This window comes from Streptococcus oralis, from assembly GCF_023109155.1.
Lineage (GTDB): Bacteria > Bacillota > Bacilli > Lactobacillales > Streptococcaceae > Streptococcus > Streptococcus oralis_BZ.
On record NZ_JALDUA010000003.1, the window covers coordinates 230,126 to 254,782 of the forward strand.

The 24,657-nt window shown below is 41.0% G+C and carries 24 protein-coding genes and 3 pseudogenes; 10 read left to right on the plus strand and 17 right to left on the minus strand.

The annotated features are described in order from the left end of the window. Positions 1-153: 153 nt before the first annotated feature. Entirely contained in the window at positions 154-735 is a 582-nt protein-coding gene (locus M1F63_RS07535) for a xanthine phosphoribosyltransferase (protein WP_070696135.1), read from the plus strand. Continuing rightward, complete coding sequence (locus M1F63_RS07540; protein ID WP_070696133.1) at positions 735-1,997, plus strand: nucleobase:cation symporter-2 family protein; 1,263 nt, start codon at positions 735-737, stop codon at positions 1,995-1,997. The genes M1F63_RS07535 and M1F63_RS07540 overlap by 1 nt, the downstream gene beginning before the upstream one ends. A gap of 40 nt (positions 1,998-2,037) precedes the next feature. On the opposite strand, the gene M1F63_RS07545 is transcribed toward M1F63_RS07540, so the two are convergent. Beyond that, on the minus strand, positions 2,038-3,528 hold the full coding sequence (locus M1F63_RS07545; RefSeq protein WP_000372606.1) for a Sau3AI family type II restriction endonuclease: 1,491 nt from the start codon (positions 3,526-3,528) through the stop codon (positions 2,038-2,040). 115 nt (positions 3,529-3,643) lie between these two features. On the opposite strand from M1F63_RS07545, the gene M1F63_RS07550 reads away from it, so the two are divergent. Then, a complete protein-coding gene (locus M1F63_RS07550) occupies positions 3,644-4,909 on the plus strand; it encodes a DNA cytosine methyltransferase (RefSeq protein ID WP_000865856.1) in 1,266 nt (421 codons plus the stop codon). Positions 4,910-4,953: 44 nt separating this feature from the next. On the opposite strand, the gene M1F63_RS07555 is transcribed toward M1F63_RS07550, so the two are convergent. The 3 genes from M1F63_RS07555 to M1F63_RS07565 all read right to left on the minus strand — a co-directional run bounded on the left by M1F63_RS07555 (position 4,954) and on the right by M1F63_RS07565 (position 8,106). Next, positions 4,954-5,358: a PaaI family thioesterase gene (locus M1F63_RS07555; RefSeq protein WP_084849260.1), complete on the minus strand. Its 405-nt coding sequence runs from the start codon at positions 5,356-5,358 to the stop codon at positions 4,954-4,956. 69 nt (positions 5,359-5,427) lie between these two features. Further along, positions 5,428-6,909, minus strand: coding sequence for a UDP-glucose--hexose-1-phosphate uridylyltransferase (locus M1F63_RS07560; protein WP_247941115.1), 1,482 nt, complete (start codon positions 6,907-6,909; stop codon positions 5,428-5,430). A gap of 18 nt (positions 6,910-6,927) precedes the next feature. Then, complete coding sequence (locus M1F63_RS07565) at positions 6,928-8,106, minus strand: galactokinase (RefSeq protein WP_247941116.1); 1,179 nt, start codon at positions 8,104-8,106, stop codon at positions 6,928-6,930. 270 nt (positions 8,107-8,376) lie between these two features. On the opposite strand from M1F63_RS07565, the gene galR reads away from it, so the two are divergent. After that, entirely contained in the window at positions 8,377-9,381 is a 1,005-nt protein-coding gene (gene galR / locus M1F63_RS07570) for a LacI family DNA-binding transcriptional regulator (RefSeq protein ID WP_247941117.1), read from the plus strand. Positions 9,382-9,416: 35 nt separating this feature from the next. On the opposite strand, the gene M1F63_RS07575 is transcribed toward galR, so the two are convergent. Next, on the minus strand, positions 9,417-10,307 hold the full coding sequence (locus M1F63_RS07575; RefSeq protein ID WP_247941118.1) for a cation diffusion facilitator family transporter: 891 nt from the start codon (positions 10,305-10,307) through the stop codon (positions 9,417-9,419). Positions 10,308-10,439: 132 nt separating this feature from the next. Between M1F63_RS07575 and M1F63_RS07580 the strand changes: the two genes are divergently transcribed. Together M1F63_RS07580 and M1F63_RS07585 are read left to right on the plus strand one after the other, a co-directional pair. Beyond that, the gene (locus tag M1F63_RS07580; RefSeq protein WP_001126071.1) at positions 10,440-10,994 is read left to right on the plus strand and encodes a TetR/AcrR family transcriptional regulator; all 555 of its coding nucleotides are present in this window, start codon (positions 10,440-10,442) and stop codon (positions 10,992-10,994) included. Positions 10,995-11,020: 26 nt separating this feature from the next. After that, positions 11,021-11,353, plus strand: coding sequence for a glucuronide permease (locus M1F63_RS07585; RefSeq protein WP_111723575.1), 333 nt, complete (start codon positions 11,021-11,023; stop codon positions 11,351-11,353). 66 nt (positions 11,354-11,419) lie between these two features. Here M1F63_RS07585 and pnuC read toward each other — a convergent pair. Further along, a pseudogene (pnuC, locus tag M1F63_RS07590) lies at positions 11,420-11,893 on the minus strand (nicotinamide riboside transporter PnuC); the annotation flags it as partial. A gap of 39 nt (positions 11,894-11,932) precedes the next feature. Between pnuC and M1F63_RS10220 the strand changes: the two are divergent. The 4 genes and pseudogenes from M1F63_RS10220 to M1F63_RS07610 form a co-directional block, all read left to right on the plus strand. Next, a pseudogene (locus tag M1F63_RS10220) lies at positions 11,933-12,256 on the plus strand (IS6 family transposase); the annotation flags it as partial. Between the two features lie 51 nt (positions 12,257-12,307). Next, positions 12,308-12,628, plus strand: a pseudogene (locus M1F63_RS10225) (DNA replication protein); the annotation flags it as partial. A 13-nt stretch (positions 12,629-12,641) separates the two neighbouring features. Then, a complete protein-coding gene (locus M1F63_RS07605; protein WP_312023052.1) occupies positions 12,642-12,878 on the plus strand; it encodes a plasmid replication protein in 237 nt (78 codons plus the stop codon). Between the two features lie 12 nt (positions 12,879-12,890). Then, positions 12,891-13,100: a hypothetical protein gene (locus tag M1F63_RS07610; RefSeq protein ID WP_001152919.1), complete on the plus strand. Its 210-nt coding sequence runs from the start codon at positions 12,891-12,893 to the stop codon at positions 13,098-13,100. 391 nt (positions 13,101-13,491) lie between these two features. On the opposite strand, the gene M1F63_RS07615 is transcribed toward M1F63_RS07610, so the two are convergent. The 11 genes from M1F63_RS07615 to M1F63_RS07665 all read right to left on the minus strand — a co-directional run bounded on the left by M1F63_RS07615 (position 13,492) and on the right by M1F63_RS07665 (position 24,649). Next, entirely contained in the window at positions 13,492-14,292 is an 801-nt protein-coding gene (locus M1F63_RS07615) for an energy-coupling factor ABC transporter ATP-binding protein (RefSeq protein WP_000103848.1), read from the minus strand. Further along, positions 14,279-15,115, minus strand: coding sequence for an ABC transporter ATP-binding protein (locus M1F63_RS07620; RefSeq protein ID WP_000343048.1), 837 nt, complete (start codon positions 15,113-15,115; stop codon positions 14,279-14,281). The genes M1F63_RS07615 and M1F63_RS07620 overlap by 14 nt, the downstream gene beginning before the upstream one ends. Beyond that, a complete protein-coding gene (locus tag M1F63_RS07625; protein ID WP_185758134.1) occupies positions 15,091-15,882 on the minus strand; it encodes an energy-coupling factor transporter transmembrane component T in 792 nt (263 codons plus the stop codon). The genes M1F63_RS07620 and M1F63_RS07625 overlap by 25 nt, the downstream gene beginning before the upstream one ends. Further along, on the minus strand, positions 15,882-16,484 hold the full coding sequence (locus tag M1F63_RS07630; protein ID WP_095725827.1) for an ECF transporter S component: 603 nt from the start codon (positions 16,482-16,484) through the stop codon (positions 15,882-15,884). The genes M1F63_RS07625 and M1F63_RS07630 overlap by 1 nt, the downstream gene beginning before the upstream one ends. A 489-nt stretch (positions 16,485-16,973) precedes the next feature. Continuing rightward, positions 16,974-18,494 carry an ABC transporter permease/substrate-binding protein gene (locus M1F63_RS07635; protein WP_247941120.1) on the minus strand — a complete coding sequence of 507 codons (1,521 nt, stop codon included), beginning with the start codon at positions 18,492-18,494 and terminating at the stop codon, positions 16,974-16,976. Continuing rightward, positions 18,487-19,215 (minus strand): ATP-binding cassette domain-containing protein, encoded by a 729-nt coding sequence (locus tag M1F63_RS07640; protein ID WP_247941121.1) that lies wholly within the window; start codon positions 19,213-19,215, stop codon positions 18,487-18,489. The genes M1F63_RS07635 and M1F63_RS07640 overlap by 8 nt, the downstream gene beginning before the upstream one ends. 72 nt (positions 19,216-19,287) lie before the next feature. Beyond that, the gene (locus tag M1F63_RS07645; RefSeq protein WP_000872569.1) at positions 19,288-19,731 is read right to left on the minus strand and encodes a MarR family winged helix-turn-helix transcriptional regulator; all 444 of its coding nucleotides are present in this window, start codon (positions 19,729-19,731) and stop codon (positions 19,288-19,290) included. A gap of 144 nt (positions 19,732-19,875) precedes the next feature. Then, positions 19,876-21,069 carry an O-antigen ligase family protein gene (locus tag M1F63_RS07650; RefSeq protein ID WP_038805734.1) on the minus strand — a complete coding sequence of 398 codons (1,194 nt, stop codon included), beginning with the start codon at positions 21,067-21,069 and terminating at the stop codon, positions 19,876-19,878. A gap of 132 nt (positions 21,070-21,201) precedes the next feature. Continuing rightward, complete coding sequence (gtfA, locus tag M1F63_RS07655; protein WP_033606274.1) at positions 21,202-22,644, minus strand: sucrose phosphorylase; 1,443 nt, start codon at positions 22,642-22,644, stop codon at positions 21,202-21,204. A 282-nt stretch (positions 22,645-22,926) separates the two neighbouring features. Next, the gene (locus M1F63_RS07660) at positions 22,927-23,760 is read right to left on the minus strand and encodes a carbohydrate ABC transporter permease (protein ID WP_247941122.1); all 834 of its coding nucleotides are present in this window, start codon (positions 23,758-23,760) and stop codon (positions 22,927-22,929) included. 16 nt (positions 23,761-23,776) lie between these two features. Next, entirely contained in the window at positions 23,777-24,649 is an 873-nt protein-coding gene (locus M1F63_RS07665; protein ID WP_001007683.1) for a carbohydrate ABC transporter permease, read from the minus strand. Between the last annotated feature and the right edge of the window lie 8 nt (positions 24,650-24,657).

A 24,657-nucleotide genomic window follows, 5' to 3' on the forward strand; every position in this document is an offset into this window, starting at 1 on the left:
GATTATTGTCTATGATACCACTACGGCGGGAAATGTTTGATAAAACTCGCTTCGCTCGTACTAGTTTTATCAAATATATAGTACTAGCAAACTGGTTCACTATAGAAATATTTAACCAACAAGTAAACTGGCTTTTAGACTTTAGGAGGTCTTATGAAATTATTAGAAGAGCGCATCCTTGAGGATGGGCATATCTTGGAGGACAATATCCTCAAGGTGGATTCCTTTCTAACCCACCAAGTTGACTTTAGCTTGATGCGAGAGATTGGTAAGGTATTTGCGGAAAAATTCGCTGCTGCTGGCATTACCAAGGTCGTAACCATTGAAGCGTCAGGCATTGCCCCAGCCGTTTTTACAGCTGAAGCCTTGAACGTTCCCATGATTTTCGCCAAGAAAGCTAAAAACATCACCATGAATGAAGGAATCTTAACTGCAGAAGTCTACTCCTTTACCAAGCAGGTGACCAGCACCGTTTCCATCGCTGGAAAATTCCTTTCACCAGAGGACAAGGTCTTGATTATCGATGATTTCCTAGCAAATGGACAAGCTGCCAAAGGCTTGATCCAAATCATCGAACAAGCCGGAGCAAAAGTTGAAGCGATTGGTATCGTGATTGAAAAATCTTTCCAAGATGGTCGTGATTTGCTTGAAAAAGCAGGATATCCAGTCCTATCACTGGCTCGCTTGGATCGTTTCGAAAATGGTCAGGTCGTATTTAAGGAGGCAGATCTCTAATGCAAAAACAAGAAAAACATTCACAAGCAGCTGTTCTTGGCTTGCAGCACTTACTAGCCATGTACTCAGGTTCTATCCTGGTTCCTATCATGATTGCGACAGCTCTTGGCTATTCAGCTGAGCAGTTGACCTACCTAATCTCCACAGATATCTTCATGTGTGGGGTGGCCACCTTCCTCCAACTCCAACTCAACAAATACTTTGGGATTGGACTACCAGTCGTTCTCGGGGTTGCCTTCCAATCCGTCGCTCCTTTAATTATGATTGGGCAGAGCCACGGTAGCGGGGCTATGTTTGGTGCCCTTATCGTTTCAGGGATTTATGTGGTTCTGATTTCAGGCATTTTCTCAAAAGTTGCCAATCTCTTCCCATCTATCGTAACAGGCTCTGTCATTACCACGATTGGTTTAACCTTGATTCCTGTCGCTATTGGAAATATGGGAAATAACGTTCCAGAGCCAACTGGTCAAAGTCTCTTGCTTGCAGCTATCACTGTTCTAATCATCCTCTTGATCAACATCTTTACCAAAGGATTTATCAAGTCTATCTCCATTTTGATTGGGTTGGTTGTTGGAACTGCCATTGCTGCTACCATGGGCTTGGTTGATTTCTCCCCTGTTGCAGCAGCACCGCTTGTCCATGTCCCAACTCCCCTCTACTTTGGGGTGCCAACCTTTGAAATCTCCTCTATTGTCATGATGTGTATCATCGCAACGGTGTCTATGGTTGAATCGACTGGTGTTTACCTAGCCTTGTCTGATATCACGAAAGACCCAATCGACAGCACGCGCCTGCGCAACGGTTACCGTGCAGAAGGTTTAGCCGTCCTTCTCGGAGGAATTTTTAACACCTTCCCTTATACAGGATTTTCACAAAACGTTGGGTTGGTTAAATTGTCAGGTATCAAGACTCGCCTGCCAATCTACTACGCGGCTGGTTTCCTAGTCCTCCTTGGACTCCTTCCTAAGTTTGGTGCCCTAGCTCAAATCATTCCGAGTCCTGTCCTTGGAGGGGCCATGCTGGTGATGTTTGGCTTTGTTTCCCTTCAAGGGGTGCAAATCCTCGCCCGCGTTGATTTTGCTAACAATGAACATAACTTCCTTATCGCAGCTGTCTCCATCGCTGCAGGTGTCGGACTCAATAATAGTAATCTCTTTGTCAGCATGCCAACAGCCTTCCAAATGTTCTTCTCAAATGGAATCGTCGTAGCCAGCATACTGGCCATTGTCCTCAATGCAGTATTAAACCGGAAGAAGAAATAAGAAAAAGAGGTGCGAGCCTCTTTTTTGTTTACAAATATAATCAATCCCAATTTCCATCTAATATTTCTTTTATAAACTTTTTAGGCATCCAAAAGGAGTGTTTTGTAATCCTACGTCCATCTGGAAGTTCATCCGTATCAGATAATGAACCTTTCCCAACAAATTTTCCTTTTTCAATTTCATAATAAGTATTTGTAGCGTGTAATTTCGTAAATAGGATTCCGTTTATCTTACTTTGAGGGAAATTGGTTGAAACTTTATTACCATTTTGAGTTAATTTGACTCCATCAGAAATAATTTGTCTAGTTTCCTGCCACACTCTTTGTATTTCTTCTAATTGTCTATCCTGAAATCCCCAAAACTTGATAGAATCTAATACAAATAGCTTAGGTTCAATTTCCTTAAAAATAACGAAGAGGAATCGTTTATTGTAAATTTCATTATAAACATGTGATGATTCCCAACTATCATTTGCTGCTAGTTCTTTAAAACAATAAGTTTTAAACGGGGAGTCTTCCTTAGGTAAATTATTCTTATCTACTCGAATAACTCTCAAATTCATGTTTGCTTTTTGAAATTCTTTTGTCTTATCTAAATCCCCTGTTAAGCCTAAAATTTTTCTAATCAGAGTACTATTCTTACCTTTTGCTTTGGGATTCACTTCAAATCTATCATATAACTCTTGTTCAGAGAAACCTTTGTAGGAGAGAATCTTCTCTGCAATAACCTCAGTAAATGATTTTTTCTCACCCTTAAAATTAGCCAGGACACTTTCTTGATCTGATTGATTAAAGATTTTATGATTAATCAGATAGGTCATATAACTTGATTTTAATTCCCAAGCTCTTTGTTTTGCTAATTCATAACTAAAAGGTTGTTGTCTTAAATCCTTTCCTTTACCTGCCCCTTTTGTACAAGTTGATAAATAGTTCCCATCTGATTCTGATAATTCATGTGCCCTTCCATTTTTGATTTTATCTGTAATCTTCTTATAGTCTTCAAGGATAACTGCCATATCCTCCTCAAACCATTCATATAAAAATATTTTTTCAATGACATAGTCCTTCATTGTTTGATTAGGAATTAAGCCATTGTAAAACAATAATAAAATCTTTGCGCATTTTTTCCATAAGTGGGTGGAGTAAAAATCCTCTAAATTTTCCTCCATATAGTTTAGTATTGTTAATACAAGTCGTTCTTTGGCACTAAGTGTCCCATTTTTGTTTACCTTAAAAGGAGTAACTTTTAGTTCTACACCAATTTTTTCAAAGTCAGCTTCTGAATCACTATTTGGCTGATAACCATAGAAATATTTTTCAATATAATTTCCATACTGTCCTTTTGACTTCATACTAATTGCTTTATCTTGGACCTCAGAGACTACTCTATCATTATAATCGTCATATGATTTATAAAGCGAACGATTATACTCTTCCATAACATCGGAAAATTTTCTATCTAATAGTTTGTGAGAATATTCAATAACACTATCGATATCTTCATCGTTATAGTTAAATAAGTTTTGATCCATTTTCTTCTCCTATCTTTTATATTATATCAAATTAAACTAAAGCAAGCATTAATACTTGATCAATTATCGAAAATAGTATATAATGGATTAAACTGTAAAATATTAAGGAGAAAAGATGAAAGTTCTCGAACTATTTGCTGGAGTTGGCGGTTTTCGCATAGGATTAGAAAATGCCGATAAGCAACTCTTTAAAACAAAATGGGCAAACCAATGGGAACCATCTCGTAAATCTCAAGATGCATTTGAGGTCTATGATTATCACTTCCCCAATAGCGAAAACATCAATATTAGTATTTCTGATATAACAGACGAACAATTCTCCAAAATGGATGCCGATATGATTGTCGGTGGTTTTCCTTGCCAAGATTACTCAGTTGCGCGTAGCAAGAAAGATGAAAAAGGAATTGAAGGGAAAAAAGGAGTTTTATTTTGGGAGATTATTAGAGCAACGGAAATAATTAAGCCAAAATATTTAATCCTAGAAAATGTAGATAGACTTTTAAAAGCACCTTCAAAACAAAGAGGACGTGATTTTGCAATTATGCTCACAGCTTTTAATAATCTTGGATATTCTGTAGAGTGGAGAGTTATTAATGCTGCTGATTACGGAAGAAGCCAACGAAGACGCCGTGTATTCTTTTTCGTATATCGAAATGATACTGTATTTGCAAAAAAGATTGATAATCTTTACGAAAAAAAGGAAGAAATTTTTGAAGATAATAGGTATGATGACTATATTTTCAATCAAGGCCTATTTGCAAAACAATTTCCTATTAAACCTATAGCAGTTAAAAATCGCCATGTGTTTTATGAGTTACCAAATGATATAGTTGAAGTTTCAGATACTTTTACTGGTACCGTTTGGAATACAGGAATTATGAGACATGGAAAATACTATTCTATTGATACAGAACCTAATTACAATGGCAACCCTATCACTCTAGGAGAAATTCTTCAAGATGAAGAGGAGGTCCCAGAGAAATATTTCATTACAGATCCAGCAAAATTGGAAAAATTCCAATTCTTACGAGGTCCTAAACGAATAGAACGTACTTCTGCCACTGGACATACTTATATCTATTCTGAAGGAGGTATGGCTCCTTATGACGATTTAAATTTACCTGGTCGAACAATGTTAACTTCTGAAGGTACCGTCAATCGTTCTACCCATTTTCTTAAAGTTAATGGCAAATACCGTCTTATAACTCCAGTTGAAGCAGAACGCCTTCAAGATTTTCCAGATAATTGGACAGCTAAAAAGAAATTGTCAGATGGATCTATTGTCAACGTTTCTGATAAAATGAGAATGTTCTTTATGGGAAATGCTTTAGTTACTGAGATTGTAAAAGAAATTGCTAAGTTTATTAAAGAAATTGATTGATTTATCTGAAACAAAAAAGAGGTGCGAGCCTCTTTTTTGTTTCTCTATATCCTTACCTGTCTGTCTTCTGACCGCTGGCCTGTGACAAACATGGTAAAGGTTGCTTTGCAGACATTTCTGCCTTCTTGATTGGTAATATCCACATCCACGACACAGGTTGTGCGTCCATGATGGACACATTCTCCTTTAATGGTCAGCACATCGTCGAGTTTTCCTGCCTTGAGGTAGTTGATAGAGGACTGGAGCGTCACTCCATCAAGCCCCAGCGAGATAACCACCAAACCACTAATCTGGTCACAAAGAGTGAAGAGATAGCCACCATGGGCATTGCCATAGTAGTTGAGCGACGAGTCCACCACTTTGGTCGTCACCACAACATGACCATCTCTCATTTGTTCAATTTCGTAATTTTCAAAGGCAGATATAGCGTCAAAATGAAAATCTTTCATCGTTTCCTCCTGATTGTTCAAACGACACTATGATACTACTTTTTATAGGACTGCGCAAGGAGAAAGATCCTAGTTTGGCAAAATTCCGACCTGTTCTACAAAGCGCATAAAGGCTGCCTGTCCTTGTTTCGTCTGCTTGTAAACCCCCGCGTCCTCCAAAACACGCGCAAAGATAGCACCTACAGAGTCCTTGACAATTTCAAGGGCTTTTTCTTTATCTGCTAGTTCCGGATGTTGAGCTTTGAGCTGGTCTGCCCATTCCTGATGATAAGAGGCAACTGCTTCATCATCTCCTACAAGATAGCTGGCAACTTGCTCCACTTCTGCTTTCAGACGTGGTGGCAATATAGCCAAGCCCATGACCTCAATCAAGCCGATATTTTCTTTCTTGATATGTTGGACATCCTTGTGGGGATGATAGATACCATCAGGATGCTCTGCCGATGTCTGATTATCCCGCAAGACCAAGTCCAACTCAAACTGTCCATCGCGTTTACGAGCAATCGGTGTGATGGTGTGATGCGGTGTCCCGTCTGTCTCTGCCAAAATCTGTACTTCAGGATCTGAATACTGGCGCCATTCCTGCAAAATCTTATCAGCCAAGTTGATCAAATCCTCTTTGGAATCCGAAGTCAAACGTAGCACTGACATAGGCCACTTGACAATCCCAGCCTTGACCTGCTCAAATCCAGTAAATCGGAAAGTCTTTTGCAAGGGAGCCAATTCCATAGGAAACACGTGACGGCCTCCTTGATAGTGGTCATGGGTGAGAATAGAGCCTCCCACGATTGGCAGGTCGGCATTAGAGCCTGCAAAATAGCCAGGAAACTGCTCTACAATAGCCAGCAGACGCTCAAAGCTCTGACGACTGATAGCCATGGGGCGATGCTGGCCGTCTAAGAAAATACAGTGCTCATTAAAATAAGCATAGGGCGAATACTGGAAGCCCCACTCCTGACCCGCCATTTCAAAACGGATAATGCGGTGATTGCTTCGAGCTGGATGGTTAACCCGACCATGGTAGCCTTCGTTCTCTAGACAGAGTTGACACTGGGGATAATTGCTAGCTTGCACCAACTTGGCTGCCGCAATCTCCTTTGGATCCTTTTCAGGCTTAGAGAGGTTGATGGTAATCTCAAGCTCTCCGTAATCAGACGGTACACGGTAAGCAATATTTTTAGCAATGGCCTTGAGCTTGATATAGTCATTTTTCTGACTGAGTTGGTAAAAATCTGCTATTGCCTGTTCGGGAGATTGGGCGTAAGTTGCCCAGAAGTCATGATTGACCTGACTTGGACAAGGGGTCACCAAGTCCATCAGTTCAGCACCGAGGATTTCACGCGCAGTCTGACTGTCCTCAATCGTCTCTAATCGAACCGCCTCCTCGACAAGCTGGTCCTTGAGGTCAATCACTTTATCCAGATCAGTCTCAACTTCCAAAACACCTTCACCCACTCGCGCCAAGACACGATTGGTCAGGTAGATTCGATCCATTTCCTCAAATGAACTTTCAGCAATAACATGTGTTACAAATTTATCTACTAAGGTCACTATAAAGCCTCCTTTTAACTAGTCAAGGACGCGAGTGCCACCTGCAACTTCAGCGATATAGAAGCTTGGAGCGTATCCAACTACTTCCTCGTAGCGCTTGCCTACAGCTTCCTTAAAGGCCTCAACAGCATTTTTTTGCACCAAGGCAATGGCACAGCCACCAAAACCTGCTCCTGTCATACGAGCACCCAGAACACCTTCTTGATCCCAAGCTGTATGAACGAGGGTATCCAATTCTAGACCAGTTACTTCATAGTCATGTTCTAGAGAAACGTGTGACGCATTCATCAAGCGACCAAATGTTTCCAAATCACCTGCTTGAAGGGCTGCTTGAGCTTTAAGGGTACGTTGGTTTTCAAGCACTGCATGGCGAGCACGTTTTAAACGATTTTCGTCTTTAATCAGATAGCTGTATTGGTCAAAGGCCCACTCATCCAATTCACCCAAGGTTTGAATATCTAAGACAACTTGCAATTCCTCCACTGCTTTTTCACACTCAGCACGGCGTTCATTGTACTTAGAGTCCGCCAGTTCACGGCGTTTATTGGTGTTCATGATAACAACGACATTGTCCTTCAAATCAAGTGGCACCAAGTCGTACTCCAAAGTATTGGTATCTAGGTAAATAGCACGTTGGTCAGCCCCCATACCGATAGCAAACTGGTCCATGATACCAGAGTTGACTCCGATAAAGTTATTCTCAGTTTGTTTTCCAATTTTAACCAAATCCAAACGGTCTAGTTTTAAATCAAAGAGATGCTCTGCCACAACACCAGTCAAGAGTTCCAAGGATGCTGATGAAGACAAGCCAGCACCATTTGGGATATTCCCATAAACATAAAAATCAAAACCCTTGTCAATGACATGGCCAGCTTCTTGCAAGAAATGGAGAACCCCTTTTGGATAGTTGGTCCAGTTGTGCTCTTTTTCAAATTTGAGGTCAGCAAGAGGCACTTCGATGATACCATTGTCCTCAAAGTTGGCTGAGTAGAAGCGCAAAACTTGGTCGTCACGTTTGCGAGCTGCCCCATAAGTTCCCAAGGAAATAGCTGCTGGGAAAACATGTCCACCATTGTAATCCGTGTGTTCACCAATCAAATTGATACGGCCTGGTGAAAAGAAAGTTTGATCTGCTTCTTGACCAAAAACGGCAAGAAAGTCTTTGCGAAGGGCTTCAGCAGTAAGATGTTGTGTCATATGATTTCTCCTTTGACTGTCCGTTAAGTCATACTCTTCGAAAATCAAATTCAAACCACGTCAGCTTCACCTTGCCGTACTAAAGTACAGCCTGCGGCTAGCTTCCTAGTTTGCTTTTTGATTTTCATTGAGTATCATCTTAACGTGTAATCGTTTTCTTCTATTGTATCCAAGGGATTTACCAAGGTCAATCCTTTTTACTAAACTTTTACTAAACTATCAGTAAAAGGCAGAAAAATATGATATACTAACCTAAAAGGAGGAGGATTTATGGCTACCTTAAAAGACATTGCACAGCTAGCCTCTGTCTCCATCGCGACCGTATCTCGTGTCCTCAATCGCGACCAGAGTCTATCTGTTACAGAAGAAACCAGACACCGTATTTTAACTGTCGCTGAAGAGCTGGGCTATACTAAGCACCTCAAGACAGGCGAATCCCACAAACCCAAGCAAAAGATTGCCATTATCCAATGGGTCAGTGAACAAGGGGAATTGGACGATCTCTACTACTACCAGATTCGCCTAGGCATAGAAAAAAGAGCCCAAGAGTTGGACTATGATATCCTGCGCTATTTTAATGACCATCCTTTTACCCTCAGCGAGGAAGTGATTGGCATTCTCTGCATCGGAAAGTTCAGCCGAGCTCAGATTTCTGCCTTTGAAGAATACCAAAAACCTTTAGTCTTTATAGACAGCGACACCCTCTCACTAGGTCATACCTGTATTATCACTGACTTTTACACTGCTGTGAAACAAGTTGTAGACCATTTCCTCAGTCAGGGTATGAACCGTATCGGAATTCTCACAGGTCTTGAGGAAACAACCGACCAGGAAGAAATTATCCAGGATAAGCGGCTAGAAAATTTCAAAGACATTAGCCAAGCAAATGGTATCTACCATGAAGAACTGGTCTTTCAGGGGAGCTTTACTGCCCAGTCTGGCTATGACTTGATGAAGGAGGCCATTCACAAGCTAGGAGAACAACTCCCACCAGCCTTTTTCGCAGCCAGCGATAGTTTAGCCATCGGTGCCCTCCGTGCCTTTCAAGAAGCTGGAATTAGCCTACCAGACCGCGTCAGCCTCATTTCTTTTAACGACACCAGCCTGACTAAGCAGGTCTATCCTCCCCTTTCTAGCATCACTGTCTATACCGAAGAAATGGGCCGAGCAGGGATGGATATTCTTAACAAGGAAGTTCTACACGGTCGCAAAATACCTAGCCTAACCATGCTGGGCACCAGACTGACATTGAGAGAAAGTACACGGAATGAATAGAATATCAAAACGACCTCTTATTGAGGTCGTCTTTTCTAATGATGATGCCCATGCTTCTGCTCTAACTCTCTCACCTTCCGCCTATGTTGCGCATGATTACTTTGACTGCTATCCACTTCAATAGTGATATTCTGCACGCCTCTTTCTTCTAAACATTGACGCACCACTTCTTTGGTCCCCATCATCTGCTCCCAGTCCTTGATACAAATGTGAACAATAGCATTGTTCTCTAGACCGTCCATGGACCAAATGCTAAGTTGATTGACACTGTTGACATTGGGTAGAGCCTCTATATCCTTTTCCAAATCACTTGTCTCGACTCCTTCTGGCACAGCATCTAGGAAAATCTTGAGTGCGCTCCAAAAGCGAGGAATGGCTTTCGACAGAATAAAGATGGAAATAACCAGAGATAAAAGCGGATCGAGGATATACCAATCTGTAAATCGAAGGATAATCGCCATTAGAATGACAGCCAACCAACCAAGACTATCTTCCAAAAAATGCAAGCTAAGAATTGACTCGTTCTTTGTCTTTCCTTTACGGACTACTAGACTAGCTAGCACATTAATAGCCACTGCAATGATTCCCAGCCATAGGATACCATTTTCATTAACGGGTTGAGGGTGAACGATCTTTGTGATATTTTCCAAGATCACTAGGACAGACCCTATCATAAGAATCACAGCCGTTAGCATGGCCCCTAAAAGACTAAAACGTTTGTAACCCAAGGTGTACTGTCTATCTTCTTCACGGTTTGAAGTTGTTTCTAAAAGGGCTGAGATGCCAATGGCTAGAGCATCTCCCAAGTCATGAACAGAATCAGCAAGAACGGCACTCGAACCAAAGATTCCTCCTGCGATAAACTCAACAATCGCATAGCTTAAATTTAAGAAAAAAGCTAACCAGATAGATGTTTTAGAACTCATTTCTCTCCCTCCTTTGGTATAATGGGTATATACATACTTCTTTCATTTGTATTATCTAATAAAATCCAAAGAAAGGATAGAAGCAAACTGTCAGTCCTATTCAGTTCTGAACAGTTTGTCTCAAGTGTCTATATGCCAAAAAGAGACCGTCGAGTCAGCAAGACGAAAAAAGCCATCTATCAAGCTTTTTTACAACTTTTGAACGACAAGGGCTATGATGCCACTACTGTTCAGGATATCATTGACCTAGCAGATGTTGGACGTTCTACTTTTTACTGTCACTATGAAAGCAAGGAACTCCTTTTAGATGAGCTCTGTCGCTACCTCTTTCATCATCTCTTTGAAAGGGAAGGACACTTTACTACCGAGGACTACCTCGCACATATCTTTTTACATTTTCAGAAAAACCAGGACCATGTCACCAGTCTCCTTTTTTCTAAAAACGACTACTTCCTCCGCCAACTACACAAGGAACTCGAACACCACGTTTATCCCATGGTGGCGGGTGACTTGCAAGAGGCCTATCCAAACATTCCGGCCTCCTACCTCCAGCATTTTGTTGTGACGAACTTTATCGAGACCCTAACTTGGTGGCTAAAAAAAGGAAAATCTTATACCGAAGACCAAGTGGTGAGATTTTACCTTGATGTAATGGAGATGACCTCTACAACTCCACTTGATAACTAATCCTGTAACTCAGAAAGGAGCCAACTATGTTAACTTCGATGATTCTAGGAATACTAACAATTGTACTAGCTCTCGCCTTCTCATTGCTTCACCTTGCTGCTGCTTTTTCAGCCATAAAACAAAAAAACTACTGTCTAGGAAATAAATGCATTTTGGTCGGCAGCTGCATCACCTCTCTGGCTCTCGCTATCTTTTACTTCGTTCCGCTTGCAACCATTCTTCTATGGATTGTGGGCTCGAGTATCGTCTGCTATGGAGCCTACTGGAACGGCCAACAGAAAGAAAGTCAACATATCTCGCACCACATCGTTCGTATAACGAGCGCTATTATCATTACGGTATTATTCATTTTGCTCTAACACAAAAAGGATCATCTGATCCTTTTTTACTTTTTAAGCACTCTTTGCAGCCTTACTCCACTGATACTACCCAACTAGACTATTGATCAAGTAAATCAGGTATTTCCCTTGGATTTGCAGGCTTTCTCCCCACCAGAGATAGATAGAAAAGACATTGGTAGCTGCCCAGAATATCCATTGCTCACGGTAAACAGCTGTCATGAGGATTTGCCCAACCCCATTGGTCGCATCAGTGATGGAATCGCGATAAGGACGATTGGCTCCGATAGACTGATAAATGAACCCAAATACCAACCACCAAAGAATACTAATGGAAAGATACTTGGTCCAACCCTTGCCGTCCAGTTTACGCGCGACAAACTCCTGCTTTTCCTTTTTAAACTGCGCCTGGTAGATCCACACTAGAAGTCCAATTGGCTGCATAATTGTAAAATAGAGAGTTGTTAAAACCTCACCATAGAAGCCTTTTTGAAGGGCAAGCACCAGATAAATGATGGAATTAATCAAACCAAATAGGTAGTTACTAGCACGACCTTCAGCTTCTCAAAGAGTAGAAAAAAGGTTAGTAAGGCTTGAGAGATGAATCATTTTAAAGGCAAACAATTCCAACAAGACGTCATCATTGTCGCTGTTGGTTATTACCTACGTTACAATCTGAGCTATCGTGAAGTTCAGGAATTGCTTTATGACCGTGGAATAAATGTTTGTCACACTACGATTTATCGGTGGGTTCAAGAATACAGTAAAATCCTCTATCATCTCTGGAAAAAGAAAATTAAACAGTCCTTCTATTCGTGGAAAATGGATGAAACCTATATCAAAATTAAGGGGCGTTGGCATTATCTCTATCGAGCGATTGATGCGGACGGTTTAACATTGGATATCTGGTTACGAAAGAAACGTCGAGCAGACGATAACAGCTATAAGTTAGAAGATACCGCCTATCAAGAAGATAAAGCACGCAAAGCAGAAACCGAAGATAAGCTAGCTATTGAAGCAATGAAAAGCAAGTACACCACGCTATAGCTAGAAAATATGTTGCTAAGTCCGTTTGAAATGCAAGATACAAAAATCATGGCAGGATTGCAAGTCCATGTTTACCCCCTCTATGACGAACTGAAAGAATTAAGAGGGCTAAATAGTGTTAAAGACCACTTGTCTTATGTTACCAGCAGACGTGAAGAATATTCTAAGCATAATATCGCACGCTACCTCAAAAAAGCCATTGAACAATATCTACCAACGGTTAAAAGGCAGGACTTAAACCATGAGTGAAGACTAAAAAACGATCAAAGAGCTGGCGGATGAGTTGAGTGTTACAAAACAAAATATTCAATATCACTACCAAAGGTTACCAAAAGAATTACAGCTTAAAAGTTCCAATGGGTCTAATCTAATAAATTCTAAAGCAGAAAAAATAATTTTAGGTAAAGTAGAAAGTAGTAGCAAATCAAATACCAAAGACCAACAAATAAGTAGCAAAGACCAACAAATAGAAAAACTAACTAATTTGTTAGACCAGTAACAACGATTAGCCTTGCAAGATAAAAAGTTGCTAGAAGAATACAAGGCGGAAAATGATAACTTAAAAGCCCTCAAAATGCCCTCACAGGAAACAGAATTCAAACACTTAGACAATCAATATAAAGATGAAGTGAACGCTCTTAAAGAGAAGTTGGAAAATTTGCAGGAACAAATCAAAGATCAAAAAAGGATAGAAGAACAAGAAAAACCAATAAAATGGTGAGGACTATGGCGAAAATAGATGATTCAGTTAAAAAGAAAGTTCCAGAATTGCGATTTAAAGTATTCACGGATGAATAGGAACAGCGTAAGTTGGGAGACGAAGTTCGAATAGTGATGGGACAGCCTCCTAATTCAGAAAATTATACTGATGATCCTAATGGACGCTAAAAATGCGAAGACCTATGAAGACCTATTTTGTATTAGTCAAACAAAAAATCCAAAAGAAATGGTATATGATTATGACCATGAAACAAAGTAAAATCAAACCGAGTGATCTGAGGAAGCACCCGATGATCATGAAACGTTATTAAACACAAAAGTCACCCATGTGAGTTCTTGCCAGAAGCTGAAGTTAATCCTTCAACCTGGAAAACCCGCAGAGGTGACTTTTTCTATACATCTCGATTTTTCTGGCAATAATCATTAACCGATAAATATGTCTGTGAATCACCCAGCGACTCCGCTATGTCCATAATCCGCGGTGGTAGTAATCCCACTCGCTGGACAAGTTCGTGATTGCTGAACAATTCCCGTGGACTGCCGGCGAAGCCAAACTTCCCGTGTTCCATAACATACACCGACTCAAACTCGGCGGCGACCCAATCCATGTCATGGGTGATGGTCACAACTTGGTGGCCCGAATCAGCCAACTGATGGAAAATTGCGGTCAACTTGCGCCGGCTTTCCCAATCAAGCGACATCATCGGCTCATCAAATAAATAAATCGCCGGATCCACTGCCAAAACTGTGGCAACGCTCAACAGCTTGCGTTCCGACAATGACAGGTCATATGGACTTTCAGCTGTTTTATCATCCAAGCCAACTCTTTTTAGAGCCGCTAAAGCCCGCCTCGTAATCGTGTCGTGGTCATCCATGACCTGCGCGACATTCCACTCCACCTCTCGTTGAACGGTCGGGTTGAAAAGCTGATCGTCAGGATTCTGAAAAGTAATCCCAACCTTCAGTAACTTTTCGACTGGTTTAAGATCATTAAAATTTTCTCCATCGATCTTAATCACACCGGTTTGTGGTGTCAGCAAACCCGTCAACAATTTGAAGAGCGTTGATTTGCCGGCACCATTTTGGCCGACAATCGCCACCATCGGATCGGCGAAGTGTTTGTCTTCAACATCCAAGCTAAAGGACCGTTCCGGATAAGTGAACGTCAGGTGACTCAGTTCAATTGTGGACATAACGAACCTCCTTCAGATCAGCGTAATTCACCGGATACCGGCCATCAGCCAAGTGCCAATCCATTTTTTGAGCAAGTTGCTGGATTGTCGGGGCTGGAATCTGCCAGTCAGCTGCCAAATGATTAAACACCTCACCCGGCCTGCCCTGGGCTACCATTTGTCCCTCGTGCAGCACCCACACAACGTCGGCGACTTCGCACAAATCGTCAATTTCACTGGTGACAATGAAGACAGTCGTCTCTTTGACTTGGGCCAGCCATTGGAAAAATTGCCGGCGGCCAAGGGGATCCATCTCACTGGTCGGATCATCCATAATCAAAACAGCCGGATTAGCCACAATCGCCGTGGCAATTGCCAACCGCTGGATCTGACCACCGGAAAGGCTCTCGGGACGCAAATTCAGCTGTTCAATCAGCCCCATTTGCGTGGCAACTTCTTCAACCCGTTTTTGAATCAGTCCTTCAGCCATTCCCTGATTAATCAAGTCAAAGGCGATTTCATCGGCAACCGTGTCTGCCAACCCGCTTAGTTGGCCAGCTGGATTTTGCAGTACAACTCCATTCATGGCATTATAAACGGGCCAATTGTCAGACACTCGCTGGCCAAACATGTGCCAATCGCCCTCAATCTCAGCAGACACAATTTTGGGAATGACCCCTGCCAGCACACGGCACAAAGTCGATTTGCCGGAGTGGCTATTCCCGATAATCCCAACCACCTGGCCGGTATGAACCTCCGCGTTAATCTGACGCAGTTGTGGTTGCTCAGTACCCGGATAACGGGTGGTCAAATTTTCAATTACAATCCGTTTATCTTCGTCCATATCTTCCACCCAATCAATAAAATTGCCAATCCAGTCAGACCAATGTGCAGCGTCCGCGACAGGCGATACACGCGCTGGGAGGTTCTGACAGTCCGGTTGAGATTATCAAAACCTCTCAATTGGAGAGAAATCGACCGCGTCATCGATTGATCCAAGGTCTTAATCACCAATGGAATTAGAACCGGCAGGACTGACTTTAATTTCTGAATCAATGTTTTTTGCGGATTGGTTCCGCGAACTTTTTGTGCCTGCTGGATTTTCCGCATATTGCGCATCATTTCCGGCAAAATATAACACACCGACATCAGAACGTAGACGGTTTTATAAGACAATCTGGACAGTTCCAAATAGGCCGCGTTTTCTGAAATACTCGTGGTCACCATAAAAAAGCCACTGGTCAAAATAATCACCAATACTCGACAACCCAGAGTGGTGGCGTAAATCAGGCCTTCTTTGTAGAACGACACCCCAAGCACAGAAAACAGCACAGTTTGATTCCGACTGTAAAATAACCCTTGGATGATCAGCATGGTGCAAATCAGAAACAGGCTGAATCCCAGCGCCTTAAAGGTGGTAGAACTCAATTTGGAAAATAACAATAGCAGTGTTGCGACAAGAATTAATCCGGCCTGAAGCAATAAATTCATACTGGCAAAGCTCAACAACGTCATGTCCAAGATGAACAAGAGCTTAGTAATCGGATCGATCACTTGGTACCACTTGAGCTTGACCCGTGGCGCTCCAGAAATCAATGTTTTATCAGTCATCATTTATCATCGCTAAAGAAGTGCACCATCCGCTTCGGCAGCTGACGATAGATGAAGAGTGCCAGGTAGGCCACACAGACTTTATCCAAAATATCCAAGACAAACTCATCGGTAAATGAGGCCAGCCACACTGGTACATGATTGGCGACCATTACCGCAAACAATGAGTCACCCCAAGCGATACCGGTCTGACCACCCCAAAAGATGACGTTGAGTGGCGTTGAAATGACAGCTGAAACGATGGCAATAATAATAGCAGAAACAAATACTCGTCGCGCTGACGAGAACCACCCATTGGCGTGCAAAACTCCGACAGCAATCCCAATTCCGATGCTGGTAATCGCATACACGGTTGAAATTGGCGATAAGGTCAGCCCATAGATCACGTTGTTGATGAAACCACTAATGGCACCGGCAACCGGCCCAGCCAACATACTGGTAAGAAAGGTTCCCAAAGACCCCAGCCAAACGGGCAACTTTAACCCCTCCGCCAAGGCTTTGGCAACATAGTTAATCCCCACGGCAGCGGGAATCAAAGTCATGGTGGCAGCACTTAACTTAAATTTCCACATACTGGTACGATGAATCGGTTCTGTTTTCATAATCTTCTCCTTTTGTTTTTAAAGAGCCGTGTCTGGATAGACTTTCGGACGCAACGCTCTATTATATATCTACTGAACTGTCTATACACAAGATTTCCATCCTTAGTCGACATGAGCTGGAAATCCTTGTTTGTTAAGTAGTTCACAACACATTATACACCTAATTTCTGAATAGTCAAGTGTGTTTACAGTAAAATTTTAGAAAATCCTGAGAATTTCCTCTTATACTCTTCGAAAATCAAATTCAAACTACGTCAGCGTCGCCTTACCGTATATATGTTACTGACTTCGTCAGTTCTATCTACAACCTCAAAGCTGTACTTTGAGCAACCTGCGGCTAGCTTCCTAGTTTGCTCTTTGATTTTCATTGAGTATTATTTTCCATTTTAAATGACATTTAGTAACTCTAATATCAAAAAAGCCCAGACAAGATTGTCTGAGCATTTTTCTATATGGTCGTTTAAGCAAGTTGAGTTTAGCATTTTCAAACTATTTCTTCAACAAACCTTGTTCTTGTAAAAACTCCTTGGCTACTTGTTCGGCTGACTTGCCTTCAACTCCGACTTGGTAGTTGAGCTGGCTCATCTGGCTTTCAGTAATTTTACCTGCTAGTTTATTGAGAACTGGCTCCAACTCAGGATGTTTCTTGAGAAGAGCTTCTTTCATGAGTGGAGCCCCTTGATAAGGTGGGAAGAGTTGTTTGTCATCCTCCAAGACCTGCAAATCATAACGCGCCAACTCTGCATCGGTTGAATAGGCATCCGTGATTTGAATATCGCCTGACTGAATTGCCTGATAGCGAAGGGCTGGCTCCATGGTCGCTACATTGAGATTGAGACCATACATTGATTGCAAGCCCTTATTGCCATCTTCACGGTCATTAAATTCGAGAGTAAAACCTGCCTTCAACTGTCCTTCCACTTTTTTCAAGTCCGAAATGGTCTTCAAGCCATATTCTTGAGCAATCTTTTTCGGAACAGCTACAGCGTAGGTATTTTGATAAGACATAGGTTTTAGATAGGCCAGATGATCCTGTTTGGCAATGCCATCACGCGCCACCTGATAAACCTGATCTGGCTCATGACCTACCTTGGGTGATGGCTGAAGCAAACTTTCAGTCACCGTACCAGTAAATTCAGGATAGATATCAATGTCCCCTTTTTTCAGAGCTTCATAGAGGAAGCTTGTTTTCCCAAAATTCGGTTTAACAGTCGCAGTCATACTGGTATTTTCTTCAATCAGCAACTTATACATATTTGCCAAAATTTCTGGTTCAGGTCCCAATTTCCCAGCAATCACCAAGTTTTCTTTCTCTTTTTGAGCTAAGAGGGCTGGACTATAAGACAGACCGAGCAATATGGTCACCAAGGCAAAACCAGAGAAAATCGTCCGCAATTTTGCTTTTTCCATCACTTTTAGTAGGAAGTTAAAGGCAATGGCAAGCACTGCTGAAGAAAGGGCCCCAATCAAAATCAGACTGGTATTATTGCGGTCAATTCCCAAAAGGATAAAGGAACCCAGTCCGCCAGCCCCAATCAAGGCTGCCAAGGTCGCCGTACCAATAATCAAGACCGCTGCCGTCCGAATACCAGACATTATGACAGGCATGGCAAGTGGAATTTCAAACTTCTTGAGACGCTCCCACCTGGTCATCCCAAAGGCAATCCCCGCCTCTTGTAGACTTGGATCAATTCCCTTTAGCCCAGTGATGGTATTTTGCAAAATTGGGAAAATCGCATAAATCACTAGAGCCGTCAAAGCAGGCAAGGTTCCAATTCCCATCAAGGGGATAAAGAGTCCCAACAAGGCCAGAGACGGGATAGTCTGGAAAATTCCTGAAATCTGCAAGACCCAGTCCGCCAACTTCTCATGATAGCGAAGATAAACAGCCAAGGGAATAGCAATAAAAATAGCTAGTAACAAGGTCAACAGTGACAACTGCAAATGTTGAGATAGAGCTGTTACCCAGTCACCAAAACGATCCTGAAAAGTTGATATCAAATTAGCCATGAACACTACCTCCAAACAAGTCTGCTACAAAGTCCGTTGAAGGCGCTTTTAAAATCGTCTCAGGATTCGCCACCTGACGAATCTCTCCATCCTGCAAGACAGCAATACGGTCCGCCAATTTCAAAGCTTCATCCGTATCATGGGTCACAAAAATCGTTGTCATCCCAAACTCCTTATGCAATTCTTTCGTCAAAACCTGCAACTGTTTTCTCGAAATAGCATCCAAGGCTGAAAAGGGCTCATCCATGAGGAGAATCTTAGGCTGACCAATCATAGCACGAACAATACCGACCCGTTGCTGTTCTCCACCAGATAATTCATTAGGTAAACGATGCCCATACTCAGCCACTGGTAAACCAACTTTAGCCAAAAGCTCTTCTGTTTTCTTCGCAATGTCTTCCTTAGTCCAGCCCTTCATCTCCGGAATGAGGGCAATATTTTCCGCAACCGTTAGATTGGGAAACAGAGCAATGGCCTGTAAAACATAACCAGTAGAAAGACGAAGCTCACGCTCATCATAGTCTTTGATGCGCTTACCATCCATGTATATATTTCCATCAGTTGGTTCCAAAAGACGGTTAATCATCTTGATCATGGTCGTCTTACCAGACCCAGAAGGCCCAACTAAAACCATGAACTCCCCATTCTCAATCTGTAAATTGACATCTCTCAAAACATCTTTTTCTGTATAGCGTAGCGCTACATTTTTGTATTCAATCATTCTTTGTCCTCAATTTAAAATTTTCCTCGGTTGGTCAAGTTACCAACCTTTTAATAACTAATTTACCCCACTCTAAACCTCATTTTCCTTCTCTTTCAGATTAGCCAAAATTCTTTCTTGAAAACCTTCAAACTGACGAATTTCTTCCTCTGAAAATCCTTTGTAACAGATAGTATCCAATCTCTGACTGACACGTTGCCCAACTTCTTTCTGGGACTTGCCCAACTCTGTTAAAACTAAATACTTCTTACGCTTATCTTCTCCACACGGACTGACAGTTATAAGATTTTGCTCCTCTAACTTTTTTATCATAGTCGTCAACGTATTATTAGCAAGCCCAGTCGCAAGCGCAATATCTGTCGCAGTTGCACAGCCCGTCTTACTATTCCATAAAACCGCTAAAATCTTTCCCTGCTCACTCCGATAAAGAGAGTCAGGGTCTTGTCTCAGTAACTTTTGAAAAATCCGCCCATTCAACAAACGAATATGATGGGCTACCAAATGACAATATTTCATGAAACCTCCAATTTATTTCTATATCGATACGAATAAAAAATATTATAATACTTATTATTCCAATTGTCAACTATTTCGACTTAGAACTAATTTTTCTCAGTAAAAAATCTCCTACTCAAGGTAGAAGATTTCAATCTTATAAACTTAATCCGTCATGTCTGATACCAAAGTTCGACGCTCCAATGGAATACTGCACATAACTAACAAGAAAATGAAACCTGACTGAATCCAGAAAAGGGCCAAGTCAAAGATTCCATGCACAGCAACCACTGTAAGGAAAGATAGATAAAGACCGATAATTGGACGTTTCCCCGACTCCTGACTCATATCCATCATCAAACGAACAGGAGCAACAGAAGACAAAGCTAATAAAATGGTTCCCACAATTCCGTAACTCAGAATCGTATCAATATAAAGGCTGTGAGCATGTTCATGATAAGGAGCATTTATCCGAGGATAAGAGTGCATATAGGTCAATGGCCCCTCCCCCCAAAAAGGATTTTGCTTAAACAAGGCCATCCCAGCATCCCAGATAGAAATGCGTTCTTCCATAGAAGAATCTAAAGTTCCCATCCGAACTCCCAAATCACTAGAAAAAAGGAAACTCAAGCCAATCGCAAAGACCCCAATACTAAGCCAAAAGGCCTTCCAGTTTTTAATGGTCGTAAAGAGATAAATGATGGCTCCAGCGATAATAGCAGGAAAGGCTGTTCTATTTTGCGTGAAATTTAAACCAAAAAGATTTACAAAACCTGCTAGCACACAAAAGACTTTCAACCATCTTAGCTTCGTCGTTGTAAAGAGATAAAAGGCAATCATGATACAGAAGCAACAAATGATCCCATAGTAGTTAGGATTAAAGAAGGTGACCTCTGCACGGTTTTGGTGCCATACTTGCATATTTGGTGAAAGAAAGGCATAGTTAAATTTCTTTACAATTTGGAAATGCTCCAAAGTAGCAAAAGCGGCAGAGACAACACTACCAAACAAAACCGTCTGGAGTATCAGTCGAAAGAAAGCATGCGTCAGACGCTTCTGGTAAAAACTAAAGAAAATAAGAAATAGGAGCATCAGGAAAGATGCTGCTAGACCAAGCCAGTTCTTGGCGACGATGGAAATGACACTACTGTAGGCAATAAAAAAGAGAAGTACAGGATGTTTGGCTAATCCTTTGATAATTCCCTTCATCTCCCCAGTAACAAGTAAACCTATCAAATATAAAGCAAAGAGTGATAAGAACAAATAAAAAGGTAAAAAGATACTCATGATCATCAGATACAAAAAGAAATCTTTTTTCGAAAGCCCTCTTATCTTATCCAGTAATCCAATTGATTTCAAAACGGATCCTTTCTGTTCTGGATTTCTCCAGAAGATAAATGCTAAACTATCTTTATATTCTACCATTTTTTCCGTCATTTGGGAACAATGAACACGTTTTCGCCACAAAAAAAATCTTTCATTAATATGGCACTAGAACTGAATGTTTCTACCGTTTTCCACTACTTGATAGGTCTGACTTTGCAAATCAATTTCTGCTACTGCTGTTACGGACTTGTCTTTATTTTGACGTTTGATTACAATGCTGTGAGCTGTTGGTGTTTCAATGTCAATAGTCCCTTCTAGGTCAAAGGCCTCTGACCGATTACGGAAAGAAAATAGATTGAGAAGGGACTTCACCACAGGACGTTGAACTTCTTCTGCTATTTCCTCATTGCTATAGTAATGACGATTAATATTTCGACCTTCTTTGGTTTCTTCTAATAATTTCAAGTCATTTTTTCCTGCTAATAGACCCACATAGTAAACCTGAGGAATGCCTGGCGCAAAAGCTTGAATCAAACGAGCGAGGAAGTACTTGACATCATCATCTCCAAGTGCAGAATAGTAGGTTGAATTGATTTGGTAGATATCTAGATTGTTATACTCTGCACTAGAGTACTTACGTTTGACATTCGCTCCAACCTTATAGAGCTCATTTGAAGCATAGTCAATTTCCTCATCGGTCAGGATATCCTTGACATCTACCACTCCAATCCCATCATGGGTATCTAGTGTCGTAAATTGCTTCATCGGGCTCATCTTTAACCACTTAGCTAAGCGCTCTGTTCTGGAACTGTAAAGAGTATAAAGGGTCACCATTGGAAGGGCAAAATCGTAAACATAGTAATCATGATCCGCTATTTTAAACTGAATCGAATAGTGTTCATGAATCTCAGGTAAGAGCTCTGCACCGTATTCAGCTCCTATATCCCGGACCTTATCCAATAAGTCCCAAATATCTGGTTCCACAAAGAAATCATTGGTATCCAATTTCTTCACCGCATAAGCAAAAGCATCTAGGCGAATCAAATCACACCCGTTACTTGCTAGATGTTGAATCGTCTTACGGATGAAGCTCATCGTTACTTCTTTGGTCACATCAAGATCAATCTGCTCCTCACCAAAGGTATTCCACAAATGTTCTACTGAACCGTCTGCAAAAACGATCTCTTGCTTTGGTGCACGATCCTTACGCTTGTAAATTAAATCTACATCAGCTTGTGTCGGACGGTTTTCCGGCCAAAACTTGTCCCAGTTTAAAAAGAGATCTTTAAATTCACTAGCTTCATGTTTTTCTTGATAGTCCTTATAATATTTAGATTGACGAGAAATATGGTTAATCATAAAGTCAAACATAAGATAATATTTCTCACCTAAACGCTTAACATCCTCCCAATCACCAAACGCTGGATCCACTTCATCATAGTCCACTGGTGCAAATCCGCGATCACCTGTTGACGGGAAAAATGGTAGAAGGTGAACTCCCCCAATAGCATCGCCAAAATGTTCTTCCAAATTCTCATACAAGTCTTTAAGGTTATTTCCAAGACTATCTGAGTAAGTAATCAACATAGTTTTATTTTGAATGGTCATAGATGTTCTCCTTTTTCTGATGAAAGCCAAGTCTTATATGACCTGGCTTCGTAAATGAAAGATATTTTTAGATTTTTGTTCAGTACTAATATAGACTGCAATCAACTAAATACGACTTTCTTGTTTTCTACATAGAATTGCCAACAAGCTGAACCGTTCCTTTGTATCTTAATTGAACACGCCCTAAGCTCTGTGTGAAAAAGATGAATCTTCCAAGAAACCAAGGCTTCTTATTCAGATTCCCTATTTTCACTGTGAGCTTTTAACGGGCTTTGTATCTTGTTACTTCACTGCCCCGTTACTCATTCCTGAAATGATATGTTTTTGGAAGATGAGGTAGACAATGGTTATCGTTACAATTCCCACAATATAAGATGCAAAACTTGGGCCATAGTCATTGAAGTACTGACCTTGATAGTTGTATTGGAAGAGAGGTAAAGTCCACATCTTAGAATCCTTATTCAGAATCAAGAGTGGCAACATAAAGTCATTCCAGAACCAGAGAGCATTGATAATCAAAGTTGTCGCATGCATGGGCTTCAACATTGGAAAAATGATTCGACGATAAATTGTAAAACGATCAGCCCCATCAATTTCCGCAGCTTCGTCCAAACTATCTGGTACACTGATTTTTATATAACCAACATACAAGAAGAGAGTCTGTGGAATAGCATAAGTTAGGTAGAGTATTACTAGCCCCCACATATTTGCTAGGCCGAGTTTACTCATCATAACTGTGATAGGAATCATAATCACCTGAAATGGAACAAATATCCCTAAGATCAAGAGCGAATACATAATGGCAAAGGCTTTTTTCTTGGACATATTTCGAGCAATGGAATAAGCTGCAGCTGGTATAAAGAAAGCTACTACAATCAATGATAACACCGTAATAACTGCTGAATTCCAGAAATAGCCTCCAATTCCATCCGAAATCAATCGTTCATAATTACTTAAGGTAAAAGGATTGGGCAAACTAAAGAAATGATTCATGATATCCTTAGTTGTTTTGAAAGAACTAAACACTGTTACCAACAAAGGAACAAGTATAAGAATACCACCGACTATCAAGAGGATGTATTTCCAAAACTGATTCAATTTTTCTTCTTTTTTCATGTGTAGGACTCCTCTATTAGATTTCAAATTTCTTTGATAGCTTGATTTGGATCAGAGAAACAATTCCAATAATTAAGAATAAAATCAAGGCAATTGCATTCGCATATCCATATTGATTACTCTTGAAAGCATAGTTGTAGACTAAAAGTCCAAGAGACGTTGTAGCATTATTTGGACCACCGCTCGTCAACGCAAAAATTTGGTCAAAGGCTGTCAAACCGGACTTAAGTGCCAAGATAAAAACCATAGAGATCGTTGGCAATAAATAGGGTAATTCAATCTTCCAAAAAGTTTGTTTACTGGTTGCACCATCAATTGATGCTGCCTCTAAAATATCATTTGGAATACTCTGAAGACCAGCAAGAAAGAGAATGATTGGCATTGCTACTCCTTGCCATAGAAGAACAAAAATAGTTGCCACTACCGCTCCGACAGGTGTTCCTAATAGACTCTCTTGTAGAAAACCAATCCCTAAAATTTTTCCAATCGTTGGAAGACCATAGTTGAAGAATTGTTTAAAAATCAAGGAAACAGTCAAACCAGACAAAACAGCCGGGAAAAAGAACCAAGCTCTAAAGAAGGTCTGCCCCTTCATCTTAGAATTTAAGGCTCGTGCCACAACCATCCCAATCGTAATCTCTCCAATAATCAATGCCAGAGTTAAAATCAAAGTAAAGGCTATAGCTGTGAAGAATTTCCCATCAATCATCAGCAATTTGTAGTTATTTAAACCAACAAATTTATAATTATAGGTCAATCCAGTCCAGTTAGTCAAACTATAGAAAGCACCTTGTACCATTGGAAAGTAAAAGAAGATAGCTTGTAAAGCAAGCGGGATAAGCAAAAATGTCCAACCCCAGTATTTATTTAAAAATTTTCGAATAGCCATATCATCTT